The following is a 22,343-nucleotide window of genomic DNA, read 5'->3' on the forward strand; positions in this document are numbered from 1 at the left end:
TCCTCAATTATTTACCGGCAGCGGCGGCGACGACGCTCTTGGCCGCGTCTTCCATGGTGTCAGCGGAGATGATGGGCAGGCCGGAGTCGGCCAGCATTTTCTTGCCCAGGTCTTCGTTGGTGCCCTTCATGCGGACCACCAGCGGCACGTTCAGCGAGACGGCCTTGACGGCGGTGATCACGCCTTCGGCGATCACGTCGCAGCGCATGATGCCGCCGAAGATGTTCACCAGGATGGCTTTCAGGCCGGGGTTCTTCAGCATGATCTTGAACGCTTCGGTCACTTTCTCGGCCGTTGCGCCGCCGCCCACGTCCAGGAAGTTGGCCGGCTCGCCGCCGAACAGCTTGATGGTGTCCATGGTGGCCATGGCCAGGCCGGCGCCGTTCACCAGGCAGCCGATGTTGCCGTCCAGGGAGATGTAGGCCAGGTCGAATTTCGAGGCTTCCACTTCGGCCGGATCTTCTTCGTCCAGGTCGCGGTAGGCCACGATTTCCGGGTGGCGGAACAGGGCGTTGGAGTCGAAGTTGAACTTGGCGTCCAGGGCGATGACCTTGCCCGAGCCGGTCAGGATCAGCGGGTTGATTTCAGCCAGCGAGGCGTCGGTTTCCCAGTAGGCTTTGTACAGGCCTTGCAGGTTGGTGACGGCGTCGGCAATCGAGCCTTCCGGCACGCCGATCTTGGCGGCGATGGAAGCGGCTTCGGCGTCGGTCAGGCCCACGGCCGGATCGATGGCGATCGAATGGATTTTTTCAGGGTGGGACTCGGCCACTTCCTCGATGTCCATGCCGCCTTCGGAGGAAGCCATCAGCACTACGCGCTGGGTGACACGGTCGGTCACCAGGGAAACGTACAGTTCTTTCTTGATGTCGGCGCCTTCTTCGATCAGCAGGCGGCGGACTTTCTGGCCTTCGGGGCCGGTCTGGTGGGTGACCAGCTGCATGCCCATGATCTGGTCGGCATATTCCTTGACCTGTTCCAGCGATTTCGCCACTTTCACGCCGCCGCCCTTGCCGCGGCCGCCAGCGTGGATCTGCGCCTTGACCACCCATACCGGGCCGCCCAGGGTTTCGGCTGCCTTGACAGCTTCTTCAACGGACAGGCACGGAATGCCGCGCGGAACCGTCACTCCGAATTTTCGGAGGATTTCTTTGCCTTGATACTCATGGATTTTCATGCTGGCTTCCCTTCTGATACTGATATATAAAAATCAGGGTTATGTTGCGAAATAAAACGAACGTGTAAAACGGCGCACGTCGGGGCTAGGCCGGCACAGGCTAGCCGTCCCGAAGCGGGTACAGCGGTGTGATGAAGCGCGGGTGCAGTTCGTGCGGGAGGAGGCCATCGGCGCGGACACCGGAAGCCAGCGGAAAATCATGGACGGCGCCATGCACGTCACGCTCCCACGGCCCTGCCGCGCGGCAGGCGGAGGTGGCATCTACGCGCATACGCCAGGGCGCACGCCGGGTTACTCGATTCGACAGTGACATAAGACCGTGCCGCTGATGCGGCGCTAATTAGTAAGCAGCCATTGTGCTGTTAAGCACGTTGCCGCAGCTTCTACGGACAACCACCGCACCCGCGGCGCTGCAAAAACCCCAAAAGTGTAGCATATCGCGTTCGCAGTTGCGCCAACAACATTTGCAATTTGCTGAAAAACCATGCGCCGATACGGGGAATGTTATGGATGTTCCCGGCAAATGAACGCAATTGCATGAAGTTTTCACCAACGTTTTCGTTGTGAAAATGTCGCAGGCTTACTCTTGATTTTCGCCGCGCAGGGCGGTGCTGATGGCGCGCTGCGAAAACCCGCGCTGCAGCAGGAAGCGCATCTGCTTGTTGCGCTCGTGAGGATCGGCCGCCACGGTACCGAACTTGCGCCGCCACACGTCGCAGGCACGCGCCGTTTCGGTGTCGGCCAGGGAGGATTTGAGTTCGCGCAGGGCGTCGCCGTTGATGCCCTGCTGCTGCAGTTCGGCCACGATGCGGCTGGCGCCGTAGCGGGCCGACTTGCGGTGGACCAGGGATTCGGCATAGCGCTCCTGGGACAGCCAGTTGTTGGCTTCCAGCCAGTCCAGCAGCGCGTCGATATCCTCACCCTCTTCCGCATGGCGGGCCAGCTTGCGCGCCAGCTCCATGCGGCTGTGTTCGCGCAGGGACAGGAAGCGCAGGGCGCGGGCTTTGAGGCTGAGGGGAGGCTGGGGCATGGCTGCCGGCAGCGACGCCGGGGGCCGGCGCCGCTGGAGGATGGATCAGGCCGCGTCGGCGGGCTTGAAGTTGATGACCTTGCCGTCATCGCTGAGCGGCGGCAGCTGGCGCACGCCCAGTGCTTCGCGCACCTTGTTCTCGACTTCCCAGGCCAGCTGCGGACGCTCCTTGAGGAAGGCGCGGGCGTTGTCCTTGCCCTGGCCTATGCGTTCGCCGTTGTAGCTGTACCAGGAGCCGGACTTCTCGATCACCTTGGCGTCGGCGCCCAGGTCCAGGATTTCGCCTTCGCGCGAGGTGCCTTCTCCGTACAGGATGTCGAAGTGGGCTTCCTTGAACGGGGGCGCCACCTTGTTCTTGACTACCTTGACCTTGGTTTCGTTGCCGATCACCTCGTCGCCGGACTTGATCGAGCCGGTGCGGCGGATGTCCAGGCGCACCGAGGCGTAGAACTTCAGCGCATTGCCGCCGGTGGTAGTTTCCGGGCTGCCGAACATGACGCCGATCTTCATGCGGATCTGGTTGATGAAGATCACCAGGGTATTGGTGCGGTTGATGGAGCCGGTCAGCTTGCGCAGCGCCTGCGACATCAAGCGGGCCTGCAGGCCGGGCAGTGAATCGCCCATGTCGCCTTCGATCTCGGCGCGCGGGGTCAGGGCCGCCACCGAGTCCACCACCACCAGGTCCACGCTGCCCGACCGCACCAGGGCGTCGCAGATTTCCAGCGCCTGCTCGCCGGTGTCCGGCTGCGAGATCAGCAGTTCGTTCAGGTTCACGCCCAGCTTTTGCGCATAGCCCACGTCCAGCGCGTGCTCGGCGTCGATGAAGGCGCAGGTGCCGCCCAGCTTTTGCATTTCAGCAATAGCTTGCAGGGTCAGGGTGGTTTTGCCGGACGATTCCGGACCGTAGATTTCCACCACGCGGCCGCGCGGCAGGCCGCCCACGCCCAGCGCGATGTCCAGGCCCAGCGAGCCGGTCGACACCACCTGGACTTCTTCCGGCGGTGCGCTGCCGTCCATGCGCATCACGGAGCCCTTGCCAAATTGCTTTTCAATCTGGGCCAGCGCGGCCGCCAGGGCCTTGGCTTTCTCGGATGCGGGTATTGCGCCTTTTTTCTCGTCCATGATGATCTTTCCGCTGGGTAAGCAGTGAGTGGAATTCCGGTACAGGCGATACTGTATAAAAAAACAGTGATCAATGCAAGCGCGATTTGCAGCACAATAGAAGTACAACAAAAAAACACCAAAGCAACGCCCGAGGAGACTGTTATGCGTATTTTACTGGCCGAGGACGACAGCGTACTGGCGGACGGGCTGACCCGTTCCCTGCGCCAGTCCGGCTATGCCATCGATTGCGTGGGCAACGGCCAGGAGGCCGACACCGCGCTCTCGACCCAGGAATTCGATCTGCTGATACTGGACCTGGGCCTGCCCCGCCTGTCCGGGCTGGAAGTGCTGCGCCGCCTGCGGGCGCGCGGTTCGCTGCTGCCGGTGCTGATACTCACGGCGGCCGACTCCATCGAACAAAAGGTCAACGGCCTGGACCTCGGCGCCGACGACTACATGGCCAAGCCCTTCGCCCTGTCCGAGCTGGAGGCGCGGGTGCGGGCCCTGACCCGGCGCGGCGCCGGCGGCGGCGCCACCATCATCAAGCACGGCCCGCTGTCCTACGACCAGGTGGGACGCAGCGCCTACATCCACGACCAGATGCTGGACCTGTCGGCGCGCGAACTGGGCCTGCTGGAAATCCTGCTGGCCCGCACCGGCCGCCTGGTGTCCAAGGAACAGCTGGTGGACCACCTGTGCGAATGGGGAGAGGAAGTGAGCAACAACGCCATCGAAGTCTATGTGCACCGCCTGCGCAAGAAGATCGAGGTGGGCGGCATCCGCATCGCCACCGTGCGCGGCCTGGGCTATTGCCTGGAAAAATACGTGGAAGGCGCGCGCGCCGAACTCGCGGGGCACAGCGCCAAGTGAAGGAGCCGGGGGACAGCGGCGACACCTGGCAACCGCCCGCCGCCGAGCAGGACGACGGCATCCAGCACTCGCTGTTCGGCGAAATCCTGGACTGGATGCTGGCTCCGCTGCTGCTGCTGTGGCCGATGAGCATCGCCATCACCTACCTGGTGGCCAAGAGCATCGCCAACCAGCCCTTCGACCATGCGCTGGAGGACAGCGTCACCGTGCTGGCCCAGCAGGTGCGCACGGTGGACGGCAAGCTGATACGCCACCTGCCCGGCAGCACCCGCGACATCCTGCGCGCCGACGATATCGACAATGTCTACTTCCAGATCCTCGGCCCCGACAACGCCTACGTGGACGGCGACCGCGACCTGCCGCCGCCGCACGAGGAAGACAAGTTCCGCGCCGGCCTGGTGCGCTTCCGCAACGACAGCATGCACGGCACGGCGGTGCGGGTGGCCTATTCCTACGTCCAGCTGGACAACACCGGCGACGATGAGGCCCAGCTGGCCCTGGTGCAGGTGGCCGAGACCCTGGAAAAACGGGCCCAGCTGGCCAACGAGATCATCAAGGGCGTGATACTGCCGCAGTTCATCATCCTGCCCATCGTGCTGGCCCTGGTGTGGTTCGCGCTGGCGCGCGGGCTGTCGCCGCTGGCCCAGCTGCAGGAGCGCATCCGCGCGCGCAGCTCGGACGACCTGAGTCCCATCGATTCCAAGCAGGTGCCGGAGGAAATCTCGCCCCTGGTGCGCTCGCTCAACGAACTGCTGGGCCGGCTGTCCCAGAACATCGAGATGCAGAAGCGCTTCATTGCCGACGCGGCGCACCAGATGAAGACCCCGCTGGCCGGCATGCGCATGCAGTCCGAGCTGGCCCTGCGCCAGACCGACCAGGCCGAGGTGCACCGCTCGCTGGAGCAGCTGGCCAAGAGTTCGGAAGCGGCCACCCGCCTGGTCAACCAGCTGCTGGCCCTGGCCCGCGCCGAGCATCTGCCGCAGGCCGGCACCGCGCCGCAGCCGCTGGACCTGGGCGAGCTGGCGCGCAGCGTGGTGCACGACTGGGTCCAGGCCTCTTTTTCGCACCGGATCGATCTCGGCTACGAGGCCCCGCCGCAGCCGGTGGAAATCGACGGCAACCCGACCATGCTGCGCGAACTGCTGTCCAACCTGATCGACAACGCCCTGCGCTACACCCCGGCCGGCGGCAGCGTCACGGTGCGGGTGCGCGAGACCGCCGAGCACGTCCTGCTGGAGGTGGAGGATACCGGCCCCGGCATCCCTCAGGCCGAGCGCGCCCATGTCTTCGAGCGCTTCTACCGGGTGCTGGGCTCCAACGTGCCGGGCAGCGGCCTGGGGCTGGCCATCGTGCGCGAGATCGCCCAGCAGCACGGCGCCGAGGTCGATGTGTTCAACAATCCGCGCGCGGCCAACCCCAGGCTGCCGGGCGCCCTGTTCCGCCTCAGCTTCCCGCTGCCGCCACGGCCGCCGCAGGACGACAACGAGATCATCTACTATGGATAAACCTGGATTGCGCGGCCTGCACTGGCGCCGCACCCGCCGGCTGAGCGCCTGGCTGCTGGCGGCCTGGATACTGACCGGCTTCTGCGCCGCCTTTTTCGCGCGCGAGCTGGCCGGCCTGTCGGTGTTCGGCTGGCCGCTGTCGTTCTACCTGGCGGCCCAGGGCGCGTCCCTGGTCTACCTGGCCATTATCGGGGTCTACGCCTGGCGCATGCGGCGCCTGGACCTGGGCGCCGCCGGGGAGCAGCGTCCTTGAGCCAGCGCTCCTTCCAGCAGCGCCTGCGGCGCTACTACACCTTGTTTACCATCGGCTTCGCCGGCTTCCTGGTGGCCCTCACGGCGCTGGAGCAGGAGGGCATGCCGCGCGTGTGGATAGGCTATCTGTTCATGTTCGCCACCATCGTGCTGTACGCCACCATCGGCGTCATCAGCCGCACCTCCAACGTGCTGGAATACTACGTGGCCGGACGGCGCGTGCCGGCCGTGTACAACGGCATGGCGACGGCGGCCGACTGGATCTCGGCGGCCAGCTTCATCAGCCTGGCCGGCACCCTGTATTTGCGCGGCTTCGACAGCCTGGCCTACATCATGGGCTGGACCGGCGGCTACTGCCTGGTGGCGCTGCTGATCGCACCCTATCTGCGCCGCTTCGGCCAGTACACCCTGCCTGACTTCCTGGCCGCCCGCTACGGCGGCGGCGACGGCGCCAACTGGGGCGGGCGCACCGTGCGCCTGCTCGCGGTGGGCGCCACCATCGCGGTCTCCTTCACCTACGTGGTGGCGCAGATCTATGCCGTGGGCCTGATCGCCTCGCGCTTCACCGGGGTCGATTTCTCGGTCGGCATCTTCCTCGGCCTGGCCAGCATATTGGTTTGCTCGTTCCTGGGTGGCATGCGCGCCATCACCTGGACCCAGGTGGCGCAGTACATCATCATCCTGGTGGCCTTCCTGCTGCCGGCCATCTGGCTGTCGGCCAAGCAGGGCGGCAACCCGGTGCCGCAGGTGGCCTACGGCACCCTGCTGCCCAAGCTGGGCGCGCGCGAAGCCGCGCTGCAGCAGGACCCGAAAGAGCTGCAGGTGCGCGCCATCTTCCGCCAGCGCGCCGACGACTACCAGGCCAGGCTGGACGCCCTGCCCGCCTCCTGGGAACAGGGCCGTATCGCGGTCCAGCACCAGCTCGACAAGGTCAAGCAGCGCAACGCCTCCCTGCTGGAAATCCGCGCCGCCGAAAAGGCGCTGATCGCCTACCCCAAGACCGCCGAGGAAGCGGCCCGCAGCTGGAGCGAGGAGCGCGACCTGAACCTGGCGCGCGCGGCGCCCATCACGCCGCACGCCACGCCCTACCCCGGCACGCCGGAGCAGTCCGACATCAAGCGCAACAACTTCCTGGCCCTGGTGTTCAGCATGATGCTGGGTACGGCCGCGCTGCCGCACATCCTGATGCGCTCCTACACCACGCCCTCGGTGCACGAGGCGCGGGTGTCGGTGTTCTGCGCCCTGTTCTTCATCCTGCTGATCTACCTCACCATCCCGGCGCTGGCGGTGCTGGTCAAGTACCACATCTACAGCAGCCTGGTGGGCAGCGACTATGCCCACCTGCCGAGCTGGGTCTCGTACTGGGCCAATGTGGACAAGGTCCACCCGCTGCTCAGCATCAGCGACATCAACCATGACGGCATCGTGCAGCTGGCCGAAATCGCCATCGACGCCGACGTGCTGGTGCTGGCCACGCCGGAAATCGCCGGCCTGCCCTACGTGGTGTCCGGACTGGTGGCGGCCGGCGGGCTGGCGGCCGCGCTGTCGACGGCGGACGGCCTGCTGCTGGCGATTTCCAACGCGCTGTCGCACGACGTGTATTACAAACTGGTCGATCCCTCGGCCTCGACCCAGAAGCGGGTCACCATCTCCAAGCTGCTGCTGCTGGCGGTGGCCTTCATCGCCGCCTACGAGGCCTCGCAAAAGCCGGGCGACATCCTGTCGCTGGTAGGCGCGGCCTTCTCGCTGGCCGCCTCCACCCTGTTCCCGGCGCTGGTGCTGGGCGTGTTCTGGAAGCGCGCCAACCACCAGGGCGCGATTGCCGGCATGGTCACCGGCTTCTGCGTGTGCGTGTACTACATGGTGCACACCAGCGCCACCTTCGGCGGCGGCGCGGCCGGCCAGTGGTTCCACATCGCGCCGATTTCGGCCGCCGTATTCGGCGTCCCGGCCGGGGTGCTGGCCATGGCCGTGGCCAGCTGGCTGACGCCGGCGCCGGACGGGCGCACCATGGCCCTGGTGGACTATATTAGATCGCCGGAACTATAGCGAAAAAAGCAAGGCGGTGTTATTCTCAGGCAATTATTTATTTTGTAACGACACGAGGTAGAGTTCCATGAAGCACGCCACCATCCTGCGCACCACCGTCCTGGCCTGCGCCCTGGCCACCAGCCAGGCCGTCCTGGCGGACGCCGCCCAGTCCACCGAGGCGGCCGCCGCGGCGCCCCAGGCCGCCGCCCTGCCGCCGCTGGAAGCTTTTTTCGACAATCCCGCATTCAGCGGCGCCGCGCTGTCGCCCAGCGGCAAATACCTGGCGGCCAAGGTGGGCGGCAAGGACCAGCGCGAACGCCTGGCCGTGGTCGACCTGGCCACCAGCCAGCTGACCGTGGTGGCCAACTTCGTGGACGCCGACGTCGGCGACTTCCACTGGGTCAGCGACGAGCGCCTGGTCTATGACGTGACCGACCGCAGCGTCGGCCCCGGCGACGCCCGCTACGCGCCTGGCCTGTACGCCGTCAACCGCGACGGCAACGGCTTCCGCCAGCTGATCAACCGCAGCAACCGTCCCGATGTCAGCGGCGTGGCCGCGCGCCTGGTGCTGCCCTACAATCACTACCTGCTCAGGCAAAAAATCGGCCTCAAGGACAACATCGTCTACGTACAACGGGCCAACTACAGCGGCGACCAGTTCGACAGCGCCGACCTGCTGCGGCTCGATACGGTCAGCGGCACCAGCACCATGATCAAGCGCCCCGGCAAGGTCAAGAGCTGGCTGCTGGACCAGAATGGCGAACCGCGCATCGCCGCCACCATGGAGCAGGGCGAGACCACCTACCTGTACCTGGACCCGGCCAGCAACACCTGGAACAAGCTGGCCAGCTTCCACACCTACAAGGAAACCGCAGGCGCTTTCACGCCGCTGGAATTCGGTCCGGACGGCACCCTGTACGTGCTGTCCAGCGCCGGCCGCGACACCCAGGCCGTGTACACCTTCAATTTCAGCACCGGCAAGATCAATCCGCAACCGCTGGTGGAGCTGCCCGGCTACGACTTCAGCGGCGCCCTGGTCATGAACGACAAGAAGCTGGTCGGCGTGCATTACATGATCGATGCCCACGCCACCAGCTGGCTGGACCCGGCCATGAAAGCCAATCAGGAAGCGGTCGACGCCCTGCTGCCGGGCAAGGTCAACGTGCTGAACGCGCCATCCCGGCCGCAGACCCCGTGGATACTGGTCAATTCGTATTCCGACGTCACCCCGCTCAACACCCTGCTGTACAACACCGAGACCAAAAAGCTGGCCTCGGTGGGCTCGACCTATCCGGCCATCGTGCCGGGACAGATGGGCCACCAGACCATGGTGCGCTACAAGGCGCGCGACGGCCTGGAGATCCCGGCCTGGCTGACCCTGCCACGCGGCAAGGACAAGAACTTGCCGCTGGTGGTGCTGGTGCACGGCGGCCCCTATGTGCGCGGCGGCCACTGGGGCTGGAACCCGGACGCCCAGTTCCTGGCCTCGCGCGGCTACGCCGTACTGGAGCCGGAATTCCGTGGCAGCACCGGCTTCGGCAACAAGCTGTACCGCGCCGGCTGGAAGCAATGGGGCCTGGCCATGCAGAACGACCTGGCCGACGGCGCGCGCTGGGCCATCGCCCAGGGCACGGTCGATCCCAAGCGCATCTGCATTGCCGGCGCCAGCTACGGCGGCTATGCCACGCTGATGGGACTGATCAACGATCCCGACCTGTTCAAATGCGGCATCGACTGGGTCGGCGTGACCGACATCAACCTGCTGTATGACGGCAACTGGACGCGCTCGTCCGACATGCAGGAGGGCTGGAAGCAGTACGGCATGCCGGAACTGGTCGGCGACCAGGTCAAGGACGCGGCCCAGCTGAAAGCCACCTCGCCGCTGCTGCAGGCGCACCGCATCACCCAGCCGCTGCTGCTGGCCTATGGCGGCACCGACCAGCGCGTCCCCCTCTACCACGGAACCAAGTTCTACGAAGCCGTCAAAGCCACCAACAAGAACGTGCAGTGGATAGAGTATCCCGAGGAAGGCCACGGCTGGGCCCTGCCCAAGAACCGCTACGACTTCTGGGGCCGGGTGGAGAAATTCCTCGACCAGAACATCGGTCCCAAGGCGCAGCCGGCCGCCCCGGCGCCCTGATTTGGCGTACCCTGCGCCGCCCTGCCGGGCGTGTACGTGGGAGTGGTGATGGGCCGCCACGCCGGCCAGGCTGCCGTTCCGGCATCTTTACCCGGCTTTACGCGGCCTTGACATCGTCTAACGCGGTGCTGGCGGACAATGGCTCCGCAGCCCGCATAGATGGGCTGGTTCAAGCGCACAACCGTAGGGCGCCGTGCCAGCCCGGATACCCGGCACCGCACGCCGCCGCTCGGCGAGGAATACGGGTCAGGTGGACTACGTCACCGTGTCGATCGCGGTATGACCATCAACCAAGGAGTACATATGAAAAACGTAGGACAATGGGCCCTGTGCATGGCCCTGGCCGTGGCCAGCATGGCTGCCGTGGCGCAGAACGACAGCATGCAGCCGCCGCCGGGCGGCGCCCCGCCGGGCGGCGCTCCGCACGGCCCGCCGCCGGAAGCCATCGAAGCCTGCAAGGGCAAGGCCGAAGGCGCCGAAGTCAGCTTCACCATGCGCGACCGTAAAGTGAGCGGCACCTGCCAGAAGGATGGCGAAGTGCTGGCGGCACGTCCGGCCGGCATGCCGCCCGGCGGTCCCGGCGGCGGCAAGGGCGGCGGCAAGTAAGCTCCGATACCGGCGCCGTCAGCCGCGCGGCGCCAGCTTCTCCACCAGGAAATCCACCAGGGCCCGCACCCGCAGCGACAAGTGCCGCGCGTGCGGATACAGCAGGATGAAGGGCCGCGAAGCGCCGCCATGCTGCGGCAGCAGCTCGACTAGCGCGCCCCGCTTCAAATCTTCCTCCACGATGTAGCGGTAAGTCTGCACCAGGCCGGCGCCATGCCGGGCCAGGGTGACGATGCCCAGCACGTCCTCGGTGCAGGTGTAACTGCCGCTGGTGGCTACCTCCACCACTTTGCCATCCACCCTGAACGGCCACGGTATGGTGCGGCCGGTGCTGGGCAGTTCGAACTGTATGCATTCGTGACGCTGCAGATCGTCCAGCGATCGCGGCGCGCCAGCCCGCTTCAGGTAAGCCGGCGACGCCACCAGCACCAGTTCCGCATCCTCCAGCTTGCGCGCGATCAGGGTGGAGTCGGCCGGATCGCGGCCTCGGATGGCGATGTCGTAGCGGTCTTCGACGAAATCGATATTGCGGTTGCTGACGTGGACTTCCACCGTCACCTCCGGATAACGCGCGCGGAATGCCGGCAGCAGCGGCAGCAAACGGTAGTGCGCATACGGGGTCGGCGCGCTGATGCGCAGCGGACCAGCCGGCGCCGCCTGGGCGCCGGTCACCTCGCGCTCGGCCTCGACCAGTTGGCTCAAGGCTTGCCTGCACTGCTGGTAGTAGCGCTGGCCGGCGTCGGTCAGCTTGATGCGGCGCGTGGTGCGCACGAACAGCCGTACCCCCAGTCTCTTCTCCAGCCGCAGCACGGAACGGCTGACGGCGGCCGGCGTCACCCCGGCCGCGTTGGCCGCTTCGGTAAAGCTGGACAGCTCGGCCGCGAGGCAGAACAGTTCTATGCTGCCCAGCTGGATATCGTCGAAACTGCGCTTCATTGATTACATGATGTAAGTAGTAATGTGCTTGCCGCCTAATTTATCGGCTTCCCACGCAAAAGTATAGTGGCTGCTCCACCGCTTACTTTGAGGTTTACAGATGAGCACCAAGACTGTCATCGTGACCGGCGCATCCAGCGGCATAGGCTACGCCATCGCCGAGGCTTACCTGAAGCGCGGCTACAACGTGGTCGGCAACGCCCGCACCCTGGAGCGCCTGCAGGCCGCCGCCGCGCAACTGGGCCAGCCCGCCAATTTCCTGCCGGTGGCAGGCGATATCGCCAAGCCGGAGACGGCGCGCGCCCTGTTCGAGCGCGCCATCGCCGCTTACGGCAAGGTGGATATTTTGATCAACAACGCCGGTATCTTCATTGCCAAGCCGGTAGGCGATTACACCGAAGAGGATGTGAACGCGCTGGTGGCCACCAACCTGGCAGGCTTCTTCTATCCTGCACAGCAGGCGGCCAGGCACATGGCGGCCCGTGGCGACGGCCATATCGTCAGCATCACGGCCAGCCTGGGCGTGCAGCCGACAGCGAAGGTGCCGGCTTTGCTGCCGGTACTGGTCAAGGGCGGCTTGAACCAGGCCACGCGCGCGCTGGCGCTGGAACTGGCGGCATCGAATGTGCGTGTCAACGCGGTGGCGCCGGGCATCATCGCCACCCCGCTGCACGCGGGCGCCGACGAGGCCACCTGGAATTACCTGAAAACGCTGGCGCCCAGCGGCAAGGCCGGCACGGTGCAGGACATCGTCGACGCGGTGCTGTACCTGACCGATTCCAGCTACACCACCGGCACGGTGCTGAGCGTGGACGGCGGCGCCACCGCCGGCAGCTGGTAAGGAGGCCGCCATGCCCTACGTGAATATCCGCATTACCCGCGAAGGCGTCACCCCGGAGCAGAAGCTGGAACTGATACAAGGCGCCACCGACCTGCTGACCCGCGTGCTGAACAAAAACCCCGCCACCACCTTCGTCATCATCGACGAGGTGGAGATGGATAACTGGGGGGTGAACCGGGAAAGCGTGACCACGCTGCGCAAGCGCGGGGAATGAATACTGCGGGCTGAAAAGCCCGCTTTTTGTTTTACACCACGATGGTCTGGTGCTCGTCGCCCACGCGTTCGCGGATGGCGCCGATACGGTACACGGTCTCGCCGGCCGCTTCCAGCTGGGCCTGGGCCGCGTCCGCGTTTTCCTTGGAGACGATGACCGTCATGCCGATGCCGCAGTTGAACACGCGGTGCATTTCAGCGTCGGCCACGCCGCCGTGCTGCTGCAGCCACTGGAACAGCGGCGGCAGGGTCCACGAGCTGGAATCGAGCTCGGCCACCAGGTTCGGCTGCAGCACGCGCGGGATGTTCTCGACCAGGCCGCCGCCGGTGATGTGCACCATGCCCTTCACTTCCAGCTTTTCCATCAGGGCCAGCAGCGGCTTGACGTAGATGCGGGTCGGGGCCATCAGCACGTCAGCCAGCTTGCGGCCGTGGAAATCGGCGTCCAGGTCCGGCTTCGACACTTCGATGATCTTGCGCACCAGCGAGTAGCCGTTCGAGTGCACGCCCGACGAGGCCAGGCCCAGGATCACGTCGCCCGGCGCGATTTTGGTGCCGTCGATGATCTTCGATTTTTCCACCGCGCCGACAGCAAAGCCGGCCAGGTCGTATTCGCCGGCCGGGTACATGCTCGGCATTTCCGCCGTCTCGCCGCCGATCAGGGCGCAGCCGGCCTGTTCGCAGCCGGCCGCGATGCCCTTGATGACGTCGGTCGCGGTCGGCACGTCCAGCTTGCCGCAAGCGAAATAGTCGAGGAAGAACAGCGGCTCGGCGCCCTGCACCAGGATGTCGTTCACGCTCATGGCCACCAGGTCGATGCCGACCGTGTCGTGGCGGTTCAGCTCGAATGCCAGTTTCAGCTTGGTGCCCACGCCGTCGGTGCCGGACACCAGCACCGGTTCCTTGTACTTCTTGCTGACTTCGAACATGGCGCCAAAGCCGCCCAGGCCGCCGAGCACGCCCTCGCGCAGGGTACGCTTGGCAAATGGCTTGATCGCTTCGACCAGGGCATCGCCCGCATCGATATCGACGCCGGCGTCACGGTAGGAGAGGGAAACATTTGGAGTTTGGCTCATGGTGTATTTGGCAGCAGAGGCGGTAAAATAGAAGGCGGAGACCACTTTTGGCCCAAAATCCCGCGATTTTGGCCAAAAACGTGTGAAAAAGACACGCTAATCAGGTAAGTCCGCTATTTTATCAAAATGCCCCGTCCAGCACCCTTTTTTAAACCACCAGATCCCATTCCATGCCATTTCCCCTCACGGTAGAGCAAAAGCAGACGGTGTTCTGGGTGGCGGTGTGGGCCGCGTTCTTCTTCCTGCTGATACTGCTGGGGCCGGTGCTGACGCCCTTCCTGGCGGCCGCCATCATCGCCTATGCCTTGAATCCCGGCGTCGATCATATTGCCCACATCCGTCTCGGGCGGTTCGGCGTGCCTCGCGCATTGGCCGTGACCATCGTGGTGACGCTGTTCTTTGCCGCCATGACGGCCCTGGTGCTGATCGTGGTGCCGGTGCTGCAGAAGGAAATCCCCATGCTGCAAGCCCAGATCCCGGCCTTCCTGGCCAAGGCCAACGACCTGCTGGCCCCCAGGCTGCAGGAGCTGGGCGTCAAGGTGCGGCTGGACAGCGCCGGCATCAAGACCATCGTCACGCGCCAGCTGTCCACCAGCGGCGACGAGATCTGGACCGCCGTGCTCAGCTCGGCGCGGGTGGGCGGCACGGCGGTGCTGGGCTGGCTGGCCACCGTGACCCTGGTGCCGGTGCTGCTGTTCTACCTGCTGCTGGACTGGCATCCCATGCTGGCCCGCATCGCCGGCGCCGTGCCGCGCCGCTTCATCGCGCGCGCCATGGCCATGGCCGAGGAAGTCGATACCCTGCTGGCCCAGTACCTGCGCGGCCAGCTCCTGGTGATGCTGGTGCTGGCCGTGTACTACTCGGCGGCGCTGGCGATCGCCGGCTTCGACGTGGCGCTGCCGGTCGGGATTTTGACCGGGCTGCTGGTGTTCATCCCCTACCTGGGCTTCGGCCTGGGCCTGGTGCTGGCCCTGATCGCCGCCGTGCTGCAGTTTGCCGACTGGAGCGGCGTGATCGCGGTGGCCATCATCTACGGCTGCGGCCAGGTGCTGGAAGGCTTTTTCCTGACCCCGCGCCTGGTGGGCGAGCGTATCGGCTTGAATCCGCTGGCCGTGATCTTCGCCCTGCTGGCGTTTGGACAGCTGTTCGGCTTTGTCGGTGTGCTGCTGGCATTGCCCGCGTCGGCGGTGCTGATGGTGGCGTTCAAGCACCTGCGACGCCACTACCTGCGCAGCAGCTTCTATAATGCGTGACGTGATACAGAAAACCGTTATGCAAAAGATAAGCACAGGACGAACGCCATGAAGCAGCTGGTGCTCGATTTAGGCGCGGAACCGGCGCACAGCCTCGACTCGTTCGAGGTGGGCCACAATGCGGAAGCGGCGGCGCTGATGGCGCAATTCGCCGCGCGCAGCTCACGCGAGCACTTCGCCTACCTGTGGGGCGAGGTCGGCGTCGGCAAGAGCCATTTGCTCAAGGCCCTGGCCGGCACCTCCGGCCCGAACGGGCGGGCGCGCTACATCTCGCCCTTCTCGATCGAGTCCGAATTCGTGTATTCGCCCGAAGTCGATTTGTACCTGCTGGACGATTGCGAAAAGCTGTCGCCGGTGGCCCAGATCGACGCCTTCGCCCTGTTCAACGAGATCCGCGCCAACCATGCGTTCATGGTGTGCAGCGGCGCGGTGGCGCCGGCCGTGCTGCCGGTGCGCGAGGACCTGCGCACCCGCATGGGCTGGGGCCTGATCTACCAGATCCACGGCCTGACCGACGACGAAAAGGTGGCCGCCCTGAGCGCGGCGGCGGCGGCGCGCGGCTTGACGCTGTCGCCCGGCGTGTTACCCTATTTGCTGTCCCATTTCCAGCGTGACATGCGTTCGCTGTCGTCCATGCTGGATTCGCTGGACCAGTATTCCCTTGAAACCCAACGCCCCATCACTCTGCCGCTGCTGCGCGAGTGGCTGCAGGCGGAAGCGAAAGAATAATGAAACTCGCCCTGTTTGACCTGGACCACACCCTGCTGCCCATCGATTCCGACAACGAGTGGGGCCGCTTCCTGGTGCGCGTGGGCGCCATCGACGGCGAGGAATTCGGCCGCCGCAACGACGCCTTCTTCGAGCAGTACAAGGCCGGCACCCTGGATGCGGAAGAATACCTGGAATTCACGCTCGGCATGCTGGCCAACTTCACCCGCCCGGAACTCGATGCGCTGCACGCCCGCTTCATGGACGAAGTGGTGATGCCGGCGCTGCGCCCGGCCGCGCTGGCGCTGGTGAAGAAGCACCTGGACGCCGGCGACCTGGTGGCCATCGTCACCGCCACCAACCACTTCGTCACCGCCCCCATCGCGCGCGCGCTGGGCGTGGAGCACTTGATCGCCGCCATGCCGGAGTACGATGCCGACGGCCGCCCGACGGGCAAGCTGGTCGGCACGCCCACCCTGGGCAAGGGCAAGATCACGCACACCAAGGCCTGGCTGGACCAGCTGGGCCACACCCTGGAAGGGTTCGAAAGCAGTCATTTCTACAGCGATTCGCAAAACGATATTCCGCTGATGGAACTGGTGACCCATCCGGTGGCGACCAATCCCAATGCCCTGCTGCGGGCGCACGCCAGTTCCAAAGGCTGGCCACTGATAGAATTGTTCAATGATTAAGAAACTCATCCGCAAAATCCTGGGCACCAAGAACAACAAGGGCGGACGCGATACCCCGGTGGTGCTGGGCCCCGAACAGCATGGCATCGATCCGAAGCTGGTGTCGAACAACGCCGTGCGCGTCACCAGCACGTTGCAGGAAGCCGGCTACGAAGCCTTCGTGGTGGGCGGCGCCGTGCGCGACCTGCTGCTGGGCGTCAAGCCCAAGGACTTCGACATCGCCACCAACGCCACCCCGGAGCAGGTCAAGCGCCTGTTCCGGCGCGCCTTCATCATCGGCAAGCGCTTCCAGATCGTGCATGTGATGTTCGGCCAGGACCTGCTGGAAGTGACCACCTTCCGCGGCACCACCTCGGGCGATGCGCCCAAGGATGAACATGGCCGCGTCCTGCGCGACAACACCTTCGGCACCCAGGCCCAGGACGCCGAGCGGCGCGACTTCACCATCAACGCCATGTACTACAACCCGGCCAACGGCCAGGTGCTGGACTACCACGGCGGCATCGAGGACATCCGCGCCAGGACCCTGCGCATCATCGGCCAGCCGGAGGCGCGCTACCGCGAGGACCCGGTGCGCATGCTGCGCGTGGTGCGCTTTGCCGCCAAGCTCAATTTCGAGATCGAGCCGGAAACCCGCGCACCCATCGCCCTGATGGCCACCCTGATAGACAACGTGCCGGTGGCGCGCGTGTTCGACGAAATGCTCAAGCTGCTGATGAGCGGCCACGCCATGGCCTGTCTGCAGCAGCTGCGCAAGCAGGGCCTGCACCACGGCCTGCTGCCGCTGCTGGACGTGGTGATGGAGCAGCCGCTGGGCGCCAAATTCGTGACCCTGGCGCTGGACTCGACCGACGCCCGCATCCACGCCGGCAAGACCGTCTCGCCCGGTTTCCTGTTCGCCTCCCTGCTGTGGCACCAGGTGCTGGAAAAGTGGACCGCCTACCGCGCCGCTGGCGAACAGGTGATCCCGGCCCTGCACCTGGCGGCAGACGACGTGCTGGAATCGCAGACCGAGAAACTCGCCCTGCAGCGCAAGATCGGTTCCGACATGCGCGACATCTGGGCCATGCAGCCGCGCTTCGAGCGCCGCTCGGGCAAGTCGGCCTACAAGCTGCTGGAGCACCCGCGCTTCCGCGCCGGCTACGACTTCCTGCTGCTGCGCTGCGCCTCGGGCGAGATCGAGCAGGAGCTGGGCGACTGGTGGACCGGCTTTTACGAGGGCGACGAGATCAGCCGCGAGGAACTGGTGGCAGCCGCCAGCCAGCCCGCAGCAGCGGGCGGCGCCAAGCGCAAGCGCCCGCCGCGCCGCGGCAACCGCGCCAAGGTGCAGGGCGAAGCCCAGACCGAAACCGCTGCAGCCGACCATGCCAGCGACAACTGAAACGTCGCTCCCGCCTGGAGCGGGAGCCCATGCTGACTGCGCACGGACGCGCCAGGTTCCATGTCGATATACCCGGCATGCGTGGCGGGCCTGACATGAAGACCACCGCCTACATCGGCATAGGCGCCAACCTGGGCGATGCGCGCGCCAACGTGCTGGACGCCGTCGAACGCCTGCGCCGGGTTGAGGGGACCAGCGTGGAGGCCGTGTCCTCGCTGTACCGCACCGCCCCGATCGACTCCAGCGGCGACGACTACATCAATGCCGTGGCCCGCATCTCCACCACGCTGGACGCCGAAGCCCTGCTGCTAGCCCTGCAGCGCATCGAGCAGGAGCACGGCCGCGAGCGCCCTTACCGCAACGCCCCGCGCACCCTGGACCTGGACCTGCTGCTGTACGGCGACGCCGTGATCGATACCCCGACGCTGAGCGTGCCGCATCCGCGCATGCACGAACGCGCCTTCGTACTGGTGCCGCTGCTGGAAACCGCGCCCGACGTCACCATTCCCGGCCTGGGCCCGGCCACCACCCACGCCGAAGCAGTTGCCAACCAGGCCATCGCCCGCCTGGCCTGAAGCGGCTATACTCCGACGCCAAATAAAGAACTTACAGCGCGAAGTTGGTCCAAAGGCTACACTATCGCGGTCCAAACTCATCTAACAAGGAATCCCCATGTCTGGTTATTTGCAAGGGAACGAAATGGCGGCCAGCCAAAAGGCTGCCGCCACCCCGGCGCCGGCACCGTCCAAACCGGCCGCGACCAAGGCCATCACCGTGAACTCGCTGGCGGCGCTCAAGGGCGCGGGCGAAAAGATCACCATGCTGACCTGCTACGACGCCAGCTTCGCCGCCACCATGGACCGCGCCGGCGTGGAGATACTGCTGATCGGCGATTCGCTGGGCATGGTATGCAACGGCCACCAGTCCACCCTGCCGGTGACGGTGGCCGAAGTGGCCTACCACACGGCCGCCGTGGCGCGCGGCGCCAAGTCGGCCATGATCGTGGCCGACCTGCCGTTCGGCGCCTACGGCACCCCGGAGGCGGCCTATAGCAATTCCGTGCAGCTGATGCAGGCCGGCGCCCACATGATCAAGCTGGAAGGCGGCGCCTGGCTGGCCGAGACCGTGCGCTTCCTGACCGAGCGCGCGGTGCCGGTGTGCGCCCACGTGGGCCTCACGCCGCAGTCGGTGCACCAGCTGGGCGGCTACAAGGTGCAGGGCAAGACCACGGAAGCGGCAGACCGCCTGAAAGCGGACGTGCTGGCGCTGCAGGAAGCGGGCGCCTCCATCGTGGTGCTGGAAGCCATACCGGCCGCGCTGGGCCGCGAGGTGACCGAGCTGCTGCACATGCCCACCATCGGCATAGGCGCCGGTCCGGACTGCTCCGGCCAGGTGCTGGTGATGCACGACCTGCTGGGCGTCTTCCCCGGCCGCAAGGCGCGCTTCGTGAAAAACTTCATGGAAGGCCAGCCCAGCATCGAAGCGGCCTTTGCCGCCTACGTCAGGGAAGTCAAGGAAGGCAGCTTCCCGGCGCTGGAACACTGTTTCTAAGTGCGATATTGATTTGCCACCTCGGCCTCCAGCCACTCCATGAAGTGGCGCTGGCCTGGGCTGAGGCCGTCGCGGGGCTGCCAGACCAGCCAGTATTGGTAGGGATAGGGAACCGTGACGGGGCTGAGCTGGACCAGTTCGCCCCGCCGCAGCGCTTCCGCCACCAGGCTGCGGCGCTCCAGCGCCAGTTCCGTGCCCTGCGCCAGCGCGGCCAGGATCACGTTGGAATCGTTGGCGTGCAGGACCGCGCGGCCCGGCGCTTTCTCCACGCCGGCGGCCTGGCACCAGGAGCCCCAGGGCGCATCCGGACATTCGATACGCGGCGCCTGCGCGATCTCCTGCGCCCCCAGCCCCTGCGGCGCGAACTGCAGCACGAACTGCGGCGAGGCCACCACCAGCAATTCATCCTCGAACAGCACGCGGCTGGACAGCCCCGGCCAGTCGCCCTTGCCCATGCGGATGCCGATGTCGGCCATGCCTTTCGCGGCCCCGCCCGGTCCCAGGCCCTGCACCTCCAGGCTGGTATGCAGCCGCAGGCGGTACTGCGGATAAGCGGCGCGGAAGCCGCCCAGGCGCGGCGCCAGCCAGTGGGTGGCGAAGGAGGGCAAGGTGGTCACCACCAGCTCGCTCTGCTGCGGCCGCGCCTGCGCGTGCCGGGTGGCGTCGGCAATGCCGCGCAGCGCAGCGCGCACATCCAGCGCGTACAGGCGGCCGGCGTCGGTCAGGCGCAGGCCGCGCGCCTCGCGCTGGAACAGCGCCACGCCCATCCATTCCTCCAGCACGCGGATCTGCTGGCTCACGGCCGAATGCGTGACGTGCAGTTCGCGCGCCGCCGCCGTCACGCTGCCCAGCCGGGCGGCGGACTCGAAACAGCGCAGGGCTGCCAGGGGTGGTATCTCTCTCATGTAAGCAGGTCTAACGCTTAGCGTCGAATAATATTGCTATTCACACCAATCCGGCATGCTTAGACTGGTACGGATTGATAGCGATTCTAACGGAGGAATGAATGAAACTGATCGGCATGCTGGATTCCCCATACGTGCGGCGCACCGCCATCGGCATGAAGCTGCTGGGCCTGGAGTTCGAACACCACTCCATCTCCGTGTTCAGCACCTACGAGCAGTTCAGGCAGATCAACAGCGTGGTCAAGGCGCCCACCCTGGTGCTGGACGATGGCCAGGTGCTGATGGATTCCAGCCTGATCCTCGACTACCTGGCGCCGCTGTCAGCCAACGGCCATGTGCTGATCCCGGCCGAACCGGCGCGGCGGCTGCAGGCCTATCGCCTGCTGGGCCTGGCGCTGGCGGCCTGCGAAAAGTCCGTGCAGATCGTCTACGAGGACAAGCGCCCGCAGGACAAGCGCCACGCCCCGTGGGTGGAGCGCGTCGCCCAGCAACTGCTGGCCGCCTGCACGGAGCTGGAACGGGAAGTGGCCGAGCTGCCCATCCCCGGCTCGGAAGCCGCACTGGGACTGGCCGAGTTGACCATCGCCGTGGCCTGGTCGTTCACGCAGCTGCTGCTGCCGCAGCACGCGCCAGCGCAGCGCTTCCCGGCACTGGCCGCCTACACGGCCGCCCTGGAGGCCCTGCCGGTATTCGTGGACACGCCCCCTGTTTGATCAAACCAGCTCGCCGCAGCAGGCGTCGAATTGGGACAGCAGCAAGTCCACATCGTCCTCGCCGGTCTGCGGGCAGACCAGCAGCATGTTGTGAAAGGGCGTGATCAGCAGGCCGCGGTTGAGCAGGTACAGGTGGATGAGCTGTTCCAGTTCGCTGTCCAGGGCCGCGCCAGCCTCGCTGCCATTGCGCGGCGGCGTGGCGGCAAACTGGAACTCGGTGCGCGCGCCGACCTGGGTCACGCACCACGGCAAGCCGCGCCGCGCGATCACGCCGCGCAAGCCCTCCGCCAGCCGCGCCGCCAGCGCGACCATGCGCTCATAGGCCGGCGCCGTCATCACCTGCTCAAGGTTGGCGCGCATGGCGGCCATGGCGAACATATTGGCGCTCAGCGTGGTGCCGACGCCGGAATGGCCGGGCGGCGCACCGCGCTTGGCCTGCTCCACGCGCGCCGCCAGCTCGGCCGTGAAGCCGTACACGGCGCAGGGCACGCCGCCACCGATTGGCTTGCCCAGCACCAGCGCATCCGGCTGCAATCCATGTTCCCGCGCATAGCCGCCCGGACCGCTGCTGATGGTGTGGGTCTCGTCGATCACCAGCAGCGCGCCGTGGCGGCGCATGATAGCCCGTGCAGCTTCCCAATAACCCGGCTGCGGCAGCACCATGCCGATATTGGTCATCACCGGCTCGGCCAGCACGCAGGCCACCTGGCCGTCGGCCAGCGCCGCTTCCAGCGCCTGCAAGTCGTTGAACTCCACTACCCGCGTGTGTTCCGTGAGCGCATGGACCTGGCCCAGCAGGCTGTCGCGCTGCACCGGCCGGCCATCCTGCAAGTCCACGAACACATCGTCCACGGTGCCGTGGTAGCAGCCGTTGAACACCAGGATCTTGCTGCGCCCGCTGGCGGCGCGCAGCCAGCGCAGCACGAAGCGGTTGGCGTCCGAGGCCGACAACGCGAACTGCCAGTACAGCAGGCCGAAGCGGCGCGCCAATTCCTCGGCCACCGGCGCCGCATCCTCGGACGGCAGCATGGCCGTGTAGCCGCGGCTGGCCTGGCGCGCGATGGCGTGCGCCACCGGTTCCGGCGAGTGGCCGAACATGGCGCCGGTGTCGCCCAGGCAGAAATCGATGTACTCGTGGCCGTCCACGTCGCGGAAACGGGCGCCGCTGGCGTCAGCCACGGTCAGGGCGAACGGCGTGGACCAGTCGTTCATCCAGTGCATGGGCACGCCGAACAGCAGGTGCTGCGCACCGCGCCGGGCCAGCGCGGCCGATATCGGGTGGCGTGCGATGAAGTCGGCGCGTACGCGCTGCATCAGCGCCTGCGCCCGCTCCCAGTTGATGCCCATACGTGTCATGCGCCC

At 66.1% G+C, this 22,343-nt stretch carries 22 protein-coding genes; 15 read left to right on the top strand and 7 right to left on the bottom strand.

Annotated elements, in window-relative coordinates; genetic code table 11:
- Positions 1-7: 7 nt before the first annotated feature.
- From sucC to recA, 3 genes are all read right to left on the bottom strand, one after another.
- On the bottom strand, positions 8-1,174 hold the full coding sequence (gene sucC / locus ACLB1G_RS08105) for an ADP-forming succinate--CoA ligase subunit beta (RefSeq protein WP_491626694.1): 1,167 nt from the start codon (positions 1,172-1,174) through the stop codon (positions 8-10).
- A 580-nt stretch (positions 1,175-1,754) separates the two neighbouring features.
- On the bottom strand, positions 1,755-2,204 hold the full coding sequence (gene recX, locus ACLB1G_RS08110) for a recombination regulator RecX (RefSeq protein ID WP_491626695.1): 450 nt from the start codon (positions 2,202-2,204) through the stop codon (positions 1,755-1,757).
- A 45-nt stretch (positions 2,205-2,249) separates the two neighbouring features.
- Complete coding sequence (gene recA / locus ACLB1G_RS08115) at positions 2,250-3,326, bottom strand: recombinase RecA (protein ID WP_491626696.1); 1,077 nt, start codon at positions 3,324-3,326, stop codon at positions 2,250-2,252.
- Between the two features lie 144 nt (positions 3,327-3,470).
- Here recA and ACLB1G_RS08120 point away from each other — a divergent pair, with 144 nt between their 5' ends.
- From ACLB1G_RS08120 to ACLB1G_RS08145, 6 genes are all read left to right on the top strand, one after another.
- Positions 3,471-4,178, top strand: coding sequence for a response regulator (locus tag ACLB1G_RS08120; RefSeq protein WP_491626697.1), 708 nt, complete (start codon positions 3,471-3,473; stop codon positions 4,176-4,178).
- Entirely contained in the window at positions 4,175-5,683 is a 1,509-nt protein-coding gene (locus ACLB1G_RS08125) for a sensor histidine kinase N-terminal domain-containing protein (protein ID WP_491626698.1), read from the top strand. Before ACLB1G_RS08120 ends, ACLB1G_RS08125 begins: the two co-directional genes overlap by 4 nt.
- Entirely contained in the window at positions 5,676-5,936 is a 261-nt protein-coding gene (locus ACLB1G_RS08130; protein ID WP_491626699.1) for a DUF4212 domain-containing protein, read from the top strand. The genes ACLB1G_RS08125 and ACLB1G_RS08130 overlap by 8 nt, the downstream gene beginning before the upstream one ends.
- Positions 5,933-7,984 (top strand): sodium:solute symporter family protein, encoded by a 2,052-nt coding sequence (locus tag ACLB1G_RS08135; RefSeq protein WP_491626700.1) that lies wholly within the window; start codon positions 5,933-5,935, stop codon positions 7,982-7,984. The genes ACLB1G_RS08130 and ACLB1G_RS08135 overlap by 4 nt, the downstream gene beginning before the upstream one ends.
- Positions 7,985-8,051: 67 nt before the next feature.
- On the top strand, positions 8,052-10,106 hold the full coding sequence (locus tag ACLB1G_RS08140; RefSeq protein ID WP_491626701.1) for an alpha/beta hydrolase family protein: 2,055 nt from the start codon (positions 8,052-8,054) through the stop codon (positions 10,104-10,106).
- 303 nt (positions 10,107-10,409) lie between these two features.
- Complete coding sequence (locus tag ACLB1G_RS08145; RefSeq protein WP_491626702.1) at positions 10,410-10,712, top strand: hypothetical protein; 303 nt, start codon at positions 10,410-10,412, stop codon at positions 10,710-10,712.
- An 18-nt stretch (positions 10,713-10,730) separates the two neighbouring features.
- On the opposite strand, the gene ACLB1G_RS08150 is transcribed toward ACLB1G_RS08145, so the two are convergent.
- A complete protein-coding gene (locus ACLB1G_RS08150) occupies positions 10,731-11,648 on the bottom strand; it encodes a LysR family transcriptional regulator (protein ID WP_491626703.1) in 918 nt (305 codons plus the stop codon).
- A 100-nt stretch (positions 11,649-11,748) separates the two neighbouring features.
- Here ACLB1G_RS08150 and ACLB1G_RS08155 point away from each other — a divergent pair, with 100 nt between their 5' ends.
- Together ACLB1G_RS08155 and ACLB1G_RS08160 are read left to right on the top strand one after the other, a co-directional pair.
- The gene (locus tag ACLB1G_RS08155; protein WP_491626704.1) at positions 11,749-12,489 is read left to right on the top strand and encodes an SDR family NAD(P)-dependent oxidoreductase; all 741 of its coding nucleotides are present in this window, start codon (positions 11,749-11,751) and stop codon (positions 12,487-12,489) included.
- A gap of 10 nt (positions 12,490-12,499) precedes the next feature.
- Entirely contained in the window at positions 12,500-12,703 is a 204-nt protein-coding gene (locus tag ACLB1G_RS08160) for a tautomerase family protein (RefSeq protein ID WP_491626705.1), read from the top strand.
- A gap of 31 nt (positions 12,704-12,734) precedes the next feature.
- Here the strand turns inward: ACLB1G_RS08160 and purM are convergent, their stop codons facing one another.
- Entirely contained in the window at positions 12,735-13,778 is a 1,044-nt protein-coding gene (purM, locus tag ACLB1G_RS08165) for a phosphoribosylformylglycinamidine cyclo-ligase (RefSeq protein WP_491626706.1), read from the bottom strand.
- Between the two features lie 170 nt (positions 13,779-13,948).
- On the opposite strand from purM, the gene ACLB1G_RS08170 reads away from it, so the two are divergent.
- The 6 genes from ACLB1G_RS08170 (at position 13,949) to panB (ending at position 19,363) form a co-directional block, all read left to right on the top strand.
- A complete protein-coding gene (locus ACLB1G_RS08170) occupies positions 13,949-15,031 on the top strand; it encodes an AI-2E family transporter (RefSeq protein ID WP_491626707.1) in 1,083 nt (360 codons plus the stop codon).
- Between the two features lie 48 nt (positions 15,032-15,079).
- The gene (gene hda, locus ACLB1G_RS08175) at positions 15,080-15,760 is read left to right on the top strand and encodes a DnaA regulatory inactivator Hda (RefSeq protein ID WP_491626708.1); all 681 of its coding nucleotides are present in this window, start codon (positions 15,080-15,082) and stop codon (positions 15,758-15,760) included.
- Positions 15,760-16,431 carry a histidinol-phosphatase gene (locus ACLB1G_RS08180; RefSeq protein WP_491626709.1) on the top strand — a complete coding sequence of 224 codons (672 nt, stop codon included), beginning with the start codon at positions 15,760-15,762 and terminating at the stop codon, positions 16,429-16,431. Before hda ends, ACLB1G_RS08180 begins: the two co-directional genes overlap by 1 nt.
- Positions 16,424-17,812, top strand: a complete 1,389-nt coding sequence (pcnB, locus tag ACLB1G_RS08185; RefSeq protein ID WP_491626710.1) for a polynucleotide adenylyltransferase PcnB — start codon at positions 16,424-16,426, stop codon at positions 17,810-17,812. Before ACLB1G_RS08180 ends, pcnB begins: the two co-directional genes overlap by 8 nt.
- A 95-nt stretch (positions 17,813-17,907) precedes the next feature.
- A complete protein-coding gene (gene folK, locus ACLB1G_RS08190) occupies positions 17,908-18,387 on the top strand; it encodes a 2-amino-4-hydroxy-6-hydroxymethyldihydropteridine diphosphokinase (protein ID WP_491627262.1) in 480 nt (159 codons plus the stop codon).
- Between the two features lie 97 nt (positions 18,388-18,484).
- Complete coding sequence (panB, locus tag ACLB1G_RS08195; protein ID WP_491626711.1) at positions 18,485-19,363, top strand: 3-methyl-2-oxobutanoate hydroxymethyltransferase; 879 nt, start codon at positions 18,485-18,487, stop codon at positions 19,361-19,363.
- Here the strand turns inward: panB and ACLB1G_RS08200 are convergent.
- Positions 19,360-20,268 carry a LysR substrate-binding domain-containing protein gene (locus ACLB1G_RS08200; protein WP_491626712.1) on the bottom strand — a complete coding sequence of 303 codons (909 nt, stop codon included), beginning with the start codon at positions 20,266-20,268 and terminating at the stop codon, positions 19,360-19,362. The two genes, panB and ACLB1G_RS08200, sit on opposite strands and share 4 nt — an antisense overlap.
- A 101-nt stretch (positions 20,269-20,369) precedes the next feature.
- Between ACLB1G_RS08200 and ACLB1G_RS08205 the strand changes: the two genes are divergently transcribed.
- Positions 20,370-20,981, top strand: coding sequence for a glutathione S-transferase (locus tag ACLB1G_RS08205; RefSeq protein ID WP_491626713.1), 612 nt, complete (start codon positions 20,370-20,372; stop codon positions 20,979-20,981).
- Here the strand turns inward: ACLB1G_RS08205 and ACLB1G_RS08210 are convergent, their stop codons facing one another.
- Positions 20,982-22,337 carry an aspartate aminotransferase family protein gene (locus ACLB1G_RS08210; RefSeq protein WP_491626714.1) on the bottom strand — a complete coding sequence of 452 codons (1,356 nt, stop codon included), beginning with the start codon at positions 22,335-22,337 and terminating at the stop codon, positions 20,982-20,984.
- Between the last annotated feature and the right edge of the window lie 6 nt (positions 22,338-22,343).

Source organism: Duganella kummerowiae (genome assembly GCF_053572355.1).

Bases quoted from the DNA above. Each gene is read 5' to 3' on its own strand.
- sucC (WP_491626694.1), bottom strand. From the start codon at position 1,174: ATGAAAATCCATGAGTATCAAGGCAAAGAAATCCTCCGAAAATTCGGA.
- recX (WP_491626695.1), bottom strand. From the start codon at position 2,204: ATGCCCCAGCCTCCCCTCAGCCTCAAAGCCCGCGCCCTGCGCTTCCTG.
- recA (WP_491626696.1), bottom strand. From the start codon at position 3,326: ATGGACGAGAAAAAAGGCGCAATACCCGCATCCGAGAAAGCCAAGGCC.
- ACLB1G_RS08120 (WP_491626697.1), top strand. From the start codon at position 3,471: ATGCGTATTTTACTGGCCGAGGACGACAGCGTACTGGCGGACGGGCTG.
- ACLB1G_RS08130 (WP_491626699.1), top strand. From the start codon at position 5,676: ATGGATAAACCTGGATTGCGCGGCCTGCACTGGCGCCGCACCCGCCGG.
- ACLB1G_RS08140 (WP_491626701.1), top strand. From the start codon at position 8,052: ATGAAGCACGCCACCATCCTGCGCACCACCGTCCTGGCCTGCGCCCTG.
- ACLB1G_RS08145 (WP_491626702.1), top strand. From the start codon at position 10,410: ATGAAAAACGTAGGACAATGGGCCCTGTGCATGGCCCTGGCCGTGGCC.
- ACLB1G_RS08150 (WP_491626703.1), bottom strand. From the start codon at position 11,648: ATGAAGCGCAGTTTCGACGATATCCAGCTGGGCAGCATAGAACTGTTC.
- ACLB1G_RS08155 (WP_491626704.1), top strand. From the start codon at position 11,749: ATGAGCACCAAGACTGTCATCGTGACCGGCGCATCCAGCGGCATAGGC.
- ACLB1G_RS08160 (WP_491626705.1), top strand. From the start codon at position 12,500: ATGCCCTACGTGAATATCCGCATTACCCGCGAAGGCGTCACCCCGGAG.
- purM (WP_491626706.1), bottom strand. From the start codon at position 13,778: ATGAGCCAAACTCCAAATGTTTCCCTCTCCTACCGTGACGCCGGCGTC.
- ACLB1G_RS08170 (WP_491626707.1), top strand. From the start codon at position 13,949: ATGCCATTTCCCCTCACGGTAGAGCAAAAGCAGACGGTGTTCTGGGTG.
- hda (WP_491626708.1), top strand. From the start codon at position 15,080: ATGAAGCAGCTGGTGCTCGATTTAGGCGCGGAACCGGCGCACAGCCTC.
- ACLB1G_RS08180 (WP_491626709.1), top strand. From the start codon at position 15,760: ATGAAACTCGCCCTGTTTGACCTGGACCACACCCTGCTGCCCATCGAT.
- pcnB (WP_491626710.1), top strand. From the start codon at position 16,424: ATGATTAAGAAACTCATCCGCAAAATCCTGGGCACCAAGAACAACAAG.
- folK (WP_491627262.1), top strand. From the start codon at position 17,908: ATGAAGACCACCGCCTACATCGGCATAGGCGCCAACCTGGGCGATGCG.
- panB (WP_491626711.1), top strand. From the start codon at position 18,485: ATGTCTGGTTATTTGCAAGGGAACGAAATGGCGGCCAGCCAAAAGGCT.
- ACLB1G_RS08200 (WP_491626712.1), bottom strand. From the start codon at position 20,268: ATGAGAGAGATACCACCCCTGGCAGCCCTGCGCTGTTTCGAGTCCGCC.
- ACLB1G_RS08205 (WP_491626713.1), top strand. From the start codon at position 20,370: ATGAAACTGATCGGCATGCTGGATTCCCCATACGTGCGGCGCACCGCC.
- ACLB1G_RS08210 (WP_491626714.1), bottom strand. From the start codon at position 22,337: ATGACACGTATGGGCATCAACTGGGAGCGGGCGCAGGCGCTGATGCAG.